The organism is Polyangium sp. 15x6, from assembly GCF_029960785.1.
In the GTDB taxonomy this organism is placed as follows: domain Bacteria; phylum Myxococcota_A; class Polyangia; order Polyangiales; family Polyangiaceae; genus Polyangium.
This window is the reverse complement of sequence record NZ_JASBQE010000066.1, coordinates 58,739-68,219: the sequence shown is the minus strand read 5'-3', so window position 1 is coordinate 68,219 and position 9,481 is coordinate 58,739. Positions and strand designations below refer to the sequence as shown.

The window sequence follows — 9,481 nt, the reverse complement described above, 5'->3', positions numbered from 1 at the left end:
GGTTCGACGAGCGGGCGCTGGAAACGGAGTCACGGCACGGATTGAGGCACCGGCGACGTACGCGAAAGCAGCCGGAAACGGCGACTCCCCGTGTCCTACGGCCACCGCGCCAGCGCTCGACTCTACCCAGCGAGATGCGCGGATCCACCAGGAAGCGCGTGAGTCCGCTCCACATGCCCACCATGTATTGGATCGCCTTGTCGAGGCCGCTCCCAGGCACCACGACCGTCGTCTCGGCGAATTCCTTGATTCGGTCGATGATCGGCCTCGACACGTTCGCCCGCAGCGCATGCCGCTTCTCGTTGCCCGCGGCGCCCTGCACGAGCGCCTCATGGCCCGGTGCAAGGAGACGCGCCAGTCGCTCGATCTCCACCGTCTGGACGACCATCCGCGCCCATGGCAGGCGCCACGTGCGCGGCACGCGCATGCTCGCCGCGCCGGCGTGCGCTCGGCGGGTTCGTCGCAACCGCACAATAGCCGTGCACACGAGCGCCGTCTTCACGCCGGCGATCGGCGTGAACCTCGTGATGGATGACGACCACGCCGTGGCCGACGCCGTGAACGTCGACTACGCGTCGTTGTCGAGCGACTCCACGTCCGCGACAGCCGCGTCAGCCGAGTGTCGCGATCTCGAGCGTTTTCAGCCCGTCTTCGTCGTCGATGACGTCGATGCGCGTGATGACCCCCTCGCCGAACGTCAACCGGACCGCGCGTGAGAGCCGGCCGCCGGACGCGTAGATTGCGCCGACGGCGCCGTCGACGAGCGCGGGTTCGACGGCGTCGAATGCATGCGCCGTCCTCGCGAACGCGACAGCCGACCTGGCCAAGTTTCGCACGCTTCGGATCTCGCGCGCCCGACCGCCCGCACCGCCCCCGTGGACGACGACGTTCGGATCGAGAACGGCGACGACGGCCTCGACGTCGCCTGCTCGAAGCGCGCCAAGAAGCGCCTTGACGACGTCGTGCTGTCGCGCAAGTTCGGCCTCATCGCGTTCGGGCGCGCCACGCACGCGCCGCCGCGCCCGGCTCGCGAGCTGCCTCGCGGCGACCTCCGAACGTCCGACGATCGGCGCGATCTCATCGAACGACACGCCGAACAAATCGTGAAGCACGAACGCGAGCCGCTCCACGGGCTCGAGCGTCTCGAGGACCACGAGCAAGGCGATGCTGACCGAATCGGCCAGCACGGCCTCATCCTCCGCATTCGAGGTCGCCTCCTCCGGCACGACGTCGCCATCTTCCGCCCGGGCCTTCCGCGAACGCAGCATGTCGAGACACACCCGCGCGACGACGGTCGTGAGCCAACCGCGAAGGTTTTCGACCTCACTCGTCTCTGCTCGCGACAGCCGAAGCCATGTCTCCTGAACCGCGTCATCGGCCTCGCTACGCGATCCCAGCATGCGATACGCCACCGCGCGGAGATGCGGCTGGCTCTCCTCGAAAAGGCCGATGAGATTTTTTTCGTTCGTCACCGTCACGTCCTCGTTCTGCGATTCGTCACATCAGTGACGGGCGAGCGCGCCCGGATGTGACCAGTAAGGAGAGATTTATCATGCAAGCACGACTGAAGAACCCGGCGACGCTCGTTCCGGAGGCGATGCAGCCCATCATGACGCTCGTGAAGAGCCTGCAGAACGGCAAGATACCGCCGCGAACGCTCGGCCTGGTCCATGCGCGCATCAGCCAGATCAACGGCTGCGCTGTGTGCCTCGACATACATGCCCGTCAGGAGAAGAAGGCGGCCGAGCCAGACGATCGCCTGATCGTGCTCGCCGGCTGGCGGGATGCCCCCTATTTCACGGAAGCCGAGCGCGCGGCACTCGCGCTTGCCGAAGCCGAGACGCGCCTCGCCGACCGCGCCGACGCCGTCCCCGACGACGTCTGGAACGAGGCCGCACGCCACTTCGACGAACAAGCGTTGGCCCAGCTCGTCCTCCACATCGCGCTCGTCAACATGTTCAACCGCGTGAATGTCACGACACGGCAGGTCGCGGGCGCTCAGAGCTGGTGAAGGTAGGAATTCTTGCGAACGCTACCTATTGCCTTCCCCCCTGTGTCCGGGCCAGGTCGGGAGAGGCCCTAAGGCCAGTTTTCAGGCCGAGCCGACCCCTTCGGAAGGGCGTCCGCCGTTGCCTTGCTGTTGCCTTGGCCGTTTGCCTTGGGGGTCGCGGTGGGCCGGTCGCCGAGCGGCCTCTTCGAGGTCCGCCTTGAGAAAGTGGACGTACCTCTGCGTGGTCGCCAGGTGCTTGTGACCCGCCATCCGCTGGACAATGTGGACAGGGATGCCGGCCCCGAGTTTCTCTACTGCGTGTACGGCCAGGGCGTGCTGGAGCCGTGCCCGGACAACTACGACCACGAGCGCCAAAGTCGGTCACGGGCGCGACGTACGTTCACGGCACGTGCTCGAACTCCGGCGAGGCGCCGAAGGGGTCGGGGTCGCCGAACAAGAACAGCGCGACCACCTTCTGCTGCCGCAGATCACACTGGAGCGTCGAGTAGGCCCGCGGGCGGACCGGAGCCTTCCCCCGACAAACTCGCCGCGCTACCTTCAGGGGCGTGGATCCTCCACCATAGGGAGTACGAGCGATGAGCACCACACTTGAAATCGCTGCTGTCGACGTGGACGCTGTTCTGGCCGATCCAGGACGGGAGCCCGCGTCGGGACCGGCGCGGATTCGGATCGAAGGCGGACGGATCGCGGCATTCGACGCGTTCAGCGGCGGGCCTTGTGGCACGATAGCGATCGCAGCGCCCTCGAACGCGCACGATCACGGCCGGGGCCTCCGGCCGTTTGCCTTCGGCGCGCTGGACGATGCGCTCGAGACCTGGCTCCCGACGCTTGGGCGCGAGCCCAGGGTCTCGGCCTATCGTCGCGCCGCCGTCGCCTTCGCCCGGATGGCCGAGGGCGGCATCGCTGCGACCAACCACGCCCACAATCCGCAGGACGAGAGCGCGCTCCTCGAGGAAGCCGAAGCGGTCGCCAGAGCCGCGCACGATGTAGGCATTCACGTCGCCTTCGCCGTACCTTTCAAAGACCGGAACCCGCTCGTCTATGGCGATCAGGCCCGATTCCTGGACCTGGCCGACGCGTCCCTCCGCAGCCGGCTCGAAGCCCGTCTCCGTACCGGGCGATCGATCGGCGACTACCTGCACCTCGTCGACGAGATCGCCGCTCTGGCGCACGAGAGTTTCTCCGTCCAGTACTGCCCGGTTGGCCCGCAGTGGGTCTCGGACGCCTCACTCGCCGCCATTGCCGAGGCCTCCGCGCTCTCGGGCCGCCGCGTACACATGCATCTGCTCGAGACCCGCTTTCAGCGAGAATGGGCAGATGCCGCCTACCCGGGCGGCATCGTCCGCCGGCTGGACGAGCTCGGCCTCCTGTCACCGCGGCTTTCCATCGCGCACGGCATCTACTTGACGGAGGACGAATGCGCGCTGCTTGCCGAGCGCGGTGTCGTCGTCTCCGTCAACACGTCGTCGAATCTTCGCCTGCGGTCGGGGATCGCTCCGGTCGAGCGCTTCATCCGCCGGGGCCTCGCCTTTGGCATCGGCCTCGACGCGAACCCGATGGAGGACGACGACGACATCCTCCGCGAAATGCGCCTCGTGTGGCTACATCACCGCGGCATTGGCCTCGACGACGTGCTCTCGGCCGAGCGGCTGTTCCGGGCGGCTGCGGTGGATGGCCGGCGCGCGGTCCGTGGCGATGACGGTGGCGGCAAGCTGATCGTTGGCGCGCCAGCCGATCTGCTGGTGCTCGACCATGCGGCCATGTCCACGGACGTGCTCTCTGCCGCGCAGGACCCGGTCGCGACGCTCCTGACCCGGGCGACCCGCAAGCACATCAAGCAGCTGATCGTCGGCGGCCGGGTGCTCGTCGAGGATGGCCTGTGCGTCACGGTCGATCGGGCGCGGCTCGAGGCTGAACTCGTCGCGGAGGCGCGTGCGTCCTGGGCCGCATCGCCACCGGATGAGCGAGCGGCGGCGCAGCTCGATCGCGCCATCCGTCACTTCTACGGCTGCGCCGGTCACACGGACACGGTGTGAATCGCGCGACGGATTTGTCCTGGGAAGGCTCGGCCAGAAGCCCGCGACACCCGCAGCGAGGGGGAGGTTTTTCCCGTTGCTCATCGCTCGAAGACGGGGTGCCGTCGCCCGCTCTTCGCGGGCTTGACCTTGACCTTGGGTCAGAGTTCATGCATATCGGGTGAACACCACGAACGCGACAAACTCAGCAAACCAGGCCTGGTCCGGCATGGTGCCGGTCGAAGACAAGGCGCACTACCAGCAGCGGGTCGGCTGAGCCGATGAGCAACGGCGTCACGATCAGCCAGGCGGCGGCGTTCGCCGGGGTCACGGTGAAGACCGTGCGGCACTACCACAAGCACGGGCTCGTCGACGAACCACGGCGCGACAGCTCCGGCTACCGACGATACGGATCGGCCGAGCTGCTCCGGCTGGTCCAGGTCCGGACGCTGGCCGCCGCAGGTGTGCCGCTGGCCGAGATTGGACCGATGCTGGACGCCGACGCCGAGCAGTTCGCCGCCGCCATCGCCGACGTCCAGCGGCGCCTCACCGAACGGATCGAGGACCTGATCGCCCGACGCGACATGCTGCACCGGCTCGCCGACGGCGACGGCGTCCTGCTGCCCGACCGGGCACGTGCGTTCCTGGACCGGCTGCCCGACTTCGGGCTGAGCGCCGAGAACATTGCGGCCATCCGGGACGGCCTGGTGCTGACCAGGGCGCTGGTCCCTGAAGGCTTCGACGACTACCTCACCGAGGTCGAGCGCGCACTCGGCGACACCAAGTTCGTCGAGTTGTCCAAGCGCTCTTGGGAGGCCGCGGCCTGGGCGCCGGACGACCCGCGCATCGAGGAGCTCGCGAACGCCACGGTCGATCACTTCCTCGAAAACCCCGGGCTGCTGGCGATCCTGACCAGCCTCCAAGGCCGCAGCGACGACGCCGACGCCCGGTACGGGATGATCAGCCGCTACGGGAAAAACCGGGCACCGGCCTGGGCGAGGCTGACGAAGCTGGTCGAGAAGAAACTCCGCTCCGCGGGCGTGCCCATTCCGAATCAATGACGGCGGCCGATCGGCCGCCACCGCCGGGCCATCGAACGCGCGAGCGCCACGAAGGAGGGGCCACCGCCGACGAGCGGGCCGGCGCGATCGCGTTGGGGCTCGCGCGCCGTGGAGGACACGGACGATTGGCGCCGTGATGGGCTGAGGGTTCGACGAAGCGGAAGTGGGGGAGCGGTCGCCCCGCTCCGAGCCCCGGTCAGAGCGACTTCAAGTACTCGATGAGGTCGGCCCTGTCGCCTGGCGACAGGTTCAGGTTGAAAACGGACTCGTAGTGGTCGACCACTTCGCCGAGGTTGGCGAAGCGACCGTCGTGATAGAAGCCGCCTTTTTTCCGCGTGAAGAGCCCACCAAGCGGTGTGGTCCGGTAGCGCTCGTCGGGCGATCGGTTCGACTGAAAGGCGTCGATTCCGATCTCCGCCGGCGTGTGCATGTTCCACCCGGGCTCGGTGAAGATCGGCGGCACGTGGCAGCGCGCGCAATCCCCCCTCTGCGGGTCGTTGAAGACGTCCTTGCCACGCTTGGCTGCCGCAGGCTGGAAGGTGTTGGCAGGTGGCTTCGGCGCCTCGAGCGCGAGCTGGTAGAAATGCAAATCCGCGAGCTTCGGCGTGATGCGGTCCACAGGATCGCGGACATCGTCGAAATCATTTGCCGCGGCGATCGGGAACTTGGCCGCGTCGTCGAGACGTGGGTCGAAGAAAATGCCTTGCCCTCCCATCTCGAGATTCGCGACGAACGCGTTCCAGTGCGTGACCGAGCCCCAGCCCGTATACGTGTGGAGGTTGACGCCGGGGAGGCCGAACGCCGCGGGGATGAGCGTGGCCGCCGAACCTCCGGTCGCGTTCTCGGTCTTACCATCCAGAATCAGCTCGGCGTCGAATTTTCCGACGCCCCAGTTCACGAGCACCGTACGCAGCTCGGCCTCGGTGAGCCCGATCAGGTCGGCGAGCGGCGCCACAGTGGGCGCCGAAGCGATGATGGCGCCCACGTTCAGATCGCGGTTTGGCCAGCCGTCCTGGCGCTTGCCGATGCCAGCAGAGAAGGAGTCGTCCACGGTCGAATGGCAGAGCGCGCATTGAATGCCCACCGAGACGAGCGTGTCCTTCCCGTCGAAGAACCCGGTCACGCCGACCACCGCGTTCAACCTGAGCAGCGCGAGCGTGGTCGCCGCAGAGTTGAGGTCGACCTGGCCTTTCTTGATCTTGAGCTGGAGCGGCTTGGGCAATGCTTCGACGTCCACCTTGAGGCCGAGGCCGAGCGCCTGGACGGGGGTCAGGTTGTTGATGGTTTCGTGCAATCGAAGCTGGCCGCCCCAGAACGCCTCGTCACCGAAGGTATCGAACCGGAAGGTTTGTCGCCCATTGTTGATGGCCACGCGCGCGTCCTCGACGACGGGGTCCTCCTTGCTGCAGACCGGCTGCTGTGCCTCGTCGACGGGCTCGGGCTCACTGCTCTCGCAGCTCGAAGCAGCGGCGATCGTCGCCGTGAACAGCACGGCTGCAAGTCTATTCCAACGCATTGCAGTCACCTCTTTCGCCGGCCTCTTCCATGAGGACGGGATCCGACGCGCACGCCTGCGCCCGGCCGTGTGCGATGTCCACGGAGGCTCCTCGGCAGTCCCGCAACGTCGCCAGGGGTTTTGTACGCGAGATCATATTGCTACCAGGCGCCTATCCCGCAAAATGGTACGGGCTGCGCCCTATGCGCGCATGACGCAGGTCATGCCAGCGCCGCGGATGCAGGCTGGACGCGCGATCCAGCGGGGTGTTCGAGGCGTTTCCTCGGCGCTAGCCCTGACGCCGCCTTTGCGCGACGGCGGTCCCCACGCCCACGGCGACCATGGCGAGCCCAAGCCAAGGCGCTGCGCGGTTGACGAGGACTGAGCGCACGGATTGGGTCGCGGCCGCGGGGCTTAGGGCCTGTCTTGTGGACCTGCGTTGGTACTTCGCCGCCCACCGGAATGATCCACAAGACAGGCCCTAAAGGCGCGTTCCCACACAGGCCACGCGCTCGGCGGACGGTTTTACCGGGCCGTTTCCGTCCAGGTGACCGGCAGCTCGTGGACGCCGTAGATCTGCATGTTGGTCTTGAGTTTCACTTCGCCGGCGGGGACGGCGAGCTCGAGGGTCGGGAAGCGACGTAGCAGTGCCTCGAAACCGGCACGCATCTCGATGCGGGCCAGTTGGTTGCCGAGGCAGTGGTGGAAGCCGTGGCCGAAGGACAGGTGACCGCGGGTCTTACGGCGGATGTCAAGGGTGTCGGGGTTGTCGAAGCGCTGGGGGTCGCGGTTGGCGGCCAGCATGGAGACAACGACGGTCGAGCCCTTGCGGATTGTTTCACCGCCGAGTTCGATGTCCTCCGTGGCGTAGCGATAGAGGATGTCGACAACGGACAGGTAGCGCATGAGTTCCTCGACGGCATCGGGGAGCAGATCCGGGGTGGCGCGCAGTTCGGCGAGCTGCTCGGGGTGCTCCAAGAGTGCGAAGGTGCCCAGTGCCAGCATGTTGGCGGTGGTCTCGTGGCCCGCGAGCAGCAGCAGGAAGGCGATGCCGGTCAGCTCCTCGACGGTGAGGTCGTCATGGCGGGCCAGGTCGGACAGGATGTCCTCGCCGGGGGCGGCACGTTTGCGCGTGACCAGTTCGGAAAGGTACGTGGTCAATGCGCCGTACGCGGCCATCTTTTCGTCGAGCGGAATGTCCTTCTCCAAGAACTTGGCGGAGTTGACCTGGAAGGTCCCCCGGTCCGTGTAGGGGACACCGAGCAGTTCGCAGATCACCAGCGAGGGCACCGGCAGCGCGAACTCCTTGACCAGGTCGACCGGCGGGGGAAGGCGCGAAAGGTCGTCCAGTTGCCGCTCGGCGATATCGATGATCTGCTCTTCGAGCATTTTCATGCGTTTGACGGTGAAGGCGCCGGTGAGCCTGCTCCGCAGCCGGGTATGGTCCGGCGGGTCCATGGCGATGAACACGCCCGGCACCTGCGGGGACGGTTCGGTGATGGCGGGCATGCCGGGGACCTCGTACGGCACGTGGAGAATGCCGATGTCCTGGCGGGAGCTGAACCGGGTGTCGGCCATGAGCTTTCGGACCGCGTCGTAGCCGGTGACGAGCCAGCCCTCGTGACCGTCGGGGAAGACCATGGGGCTGACAGGGCGAGCCTCGCGTAGCCGAGTGATTTGGCGGGGCGGGTCGAAGGGGCCTGCATCGCGCTCCATGGGGAGGCCGTGCGGGATGGGAACCGTCAACGTGGTGTCGTTCATGCCGCCACTCTGCACCTTGACCTTGGGTCAAGGTCAAACCGCGATTCTCTGCGCGATTCGTGATATGAATCACCAATTCGTTCTTGCCGAGAAGGCCGGCCGGCTGATCCCGGCCGACTTCGCAGGTCGCACGCGGGTGGTGCAATGGTGCTTCGCCGTGCTCAACACCGTCGAGCGGCCGCTGTTGGAGATCCAGCTCATCGACAAATTCGGCGGCGTGAACGACGCCGACGCCCGCCGCGCCGAACATGGTCAAGGAGGCCGGGCGCTGGCTGCGCGGGCTGGAGCGGCGACGGGACGGGCGCGACGGCTGGCGCGATGGGACGCGATTCGGGCGAGGGAGTTGGCCCACCTGGGGCGGCGCGGCCGCGTGTAGGACGAATAAACCAGGATTTCCGCCTCCTCGGCGCGTAGCACGCTTCCCGTGCGGCGGTCAACCGTGTCCCCGATGGGTCAACTTTGCCGACGCACCATTTCGTTGATCCAGATGGGGGCAAACGGAGAGGTGCAACCCTTGGAAACTGGATAATCGCGGTAGATTCCCAGTCTTTCGCCAATGGCAATGGCTCGCTTCCGATGCTTCGGGAAGTGAATGCCGATTCCTGCAAGGCAGAAATTCATCGTCCATTGCACTTCCGAAGCAGCGTTCCCCATTTCAGACTCGATACGGTCCAGAAGTGCTGGCAGATCGAGTCCGTCCGGACTTTTAGCGATGCGCTCTGACGTCAGGCTCCAGCCGGCGCGGGCGGCCCAGGGGTGATCATCTTGCATCCATGATTGGCGAAGAGACTCCTTGTCGGGGTGGTTCTTGACGACATTGGAATTCAGCCAGTCCGCAACTTGCACAAACTCGACGGATCGCACCATCCGATCCATCTCGTCGCGAGACAGGTTGTTTGGCTTGAGCAGAAGGATTGCCAGGAGCCGGGCATCGATGTTCCCGGTGTCCCAGAGAGCGATGGCCAACGGGTGGCTGGTCTTCACCTTCGCGGCAAGCTTCCGTATGTCACCAAGACGGACGCCGAACTGATTGTCCCCTGCGCCATGTTTCTTGTTTTGCGCACGGACCTTCTCATTGCCGAGAGATTTCAGCTGCGCGAGGGCATCCTCGAGAGTCATTGTCATGCTTGTGGCGCTC

The 9,481-nt window shown here is 66.3% G+C and carries 9 protein-coding genes; 4 read left to right on the top strand and 5 right to left on the bottom strand.

What is annotated here, in order from left to right; all coding sequences use genetic code 11:
- Positions 1-502 (bottom strand): transposase (locus QHF83_RS35835; RefSeq protein WP_282422527.1); only part of this gene is annotated, 502 nt, incomplete at its 3' end.
- 109 nt (positions 503-611) lie between these two features.
- On the bottom strand, positions 612-1,472 hold the full coding sequence (locus QHF83_RS35830) for a sigma-70 family RNA polymerase sigma factor (RefSeq protein WP_282422526.1): 861 nt from the start codon (positions 1,470-1,472) through the stop codon (positions 612-614).
- A gap of 80 nt (positions 1,473-1,552) precedes the next feature.
- Here QHF83_RS35830 and QHF83_RS35825 point away from each other — a divergent pair, with 80 nt between their 5' ends.
- The 3 genes from QHF83_RS35825 (at position 1,553) to QHF83_RS35815 (ending at position 5,087) form a co-directional block, all read left to right on the top strand.
- Entirely contained in the window at positions 1,553-2,011 is a 459-nt protein-coding gene (locus QHF83_RS35825; RefSeq protein ID WP_282422529.1) for a carboxymuconolactone decarboxylase family protein, read from the top strand.
- 575 nt (positions 2,012-2,586) lie between these two features.
- Complete coding sequence (locus tag QHF83_RS35820) at positions 2,587-4,047, top strand: amidohydrolase family protein (protein ID WP_282422525.1); 1,461 nt, start codon at positions 2,587-2,589, stop codon at positions 4,045-4,047.
- Between the two features lie 260 nt (positions 4,048-4,307).
- Positions 4,308-5,087, top strand: a complete 780-nt coding sequence (locus tag QHF83_RS35815) for a MerR family transcriptional regulator (protein WP_282422524.1) — start codon at positions 4,308-4,310, stop codon at positions 5,085-5,087.
- A gap of 196 nt (positions 5,088-5,283) precedes the next feature.
- Here QHF83_RS35815 and QHF83_RS35810 read toward each other — a convergent pair whose 3' ends face one another.
- Together QHF83_RS35810 and QHF83_RS35805 are read right to left on the bottom strand one after the other, a co-directional pair.
- Positions 5,284-6,603, bottom strand: coding sequence for a hypothetical protein (locus QHF83_RS35810; protein ID WP_282422523.1), 1,320 nt, complete (start codon positions 6,601-6,603; stop codon positions 5,284-5,286).
- A 504-nt stretch (positions 6,604-7,107) separates the two neighbouring features.
- Complete coding sequence (locus QHF83_RS35805; protein WP_282422522.1) at positions 7,108-8,343, bottom strand: cytochrome P450; 1,236 nt, start codon at positions 8,341-8,343, stop codon at positions 7,108-7,110.
- Between QHF83_RS35805 and QHF83_RS35800 the strand changes: the two genes are divergently transcribed.
- On the top strand, positions 8,315-8,719 hold the full coding sequence (locus QHF83_RS35800) for a hypothetical protein (RefSeq protein ID WP_282422521.1): 405 nt from the start codon (positions 8,315-8,317) through the stop codon (positions 8,717-8,719). The genes QHF83_RS35805 and QHF83_RS35800 overlap by 29 nt on opposite strands.
- Before the next feature lie 77 nt (positions 8,720-8,796).
- On the opposite strand, the gene QHF83_RS35795 is transcribed toward QHF83_RS35800, so the two are convergent.
- Positions 8,797-9,462, bottom strand: coding sequence for a DNA alkylation repair protein (locus QHF83_RS35795; RefSeq protein ID WP_348980503.1), 666 nt, complete (start codon positions 9,460-9,462; stop codon positions 8,797-8,799).
- Positions 9,463-9,481 lie beyond the last annotated feature (19 nt).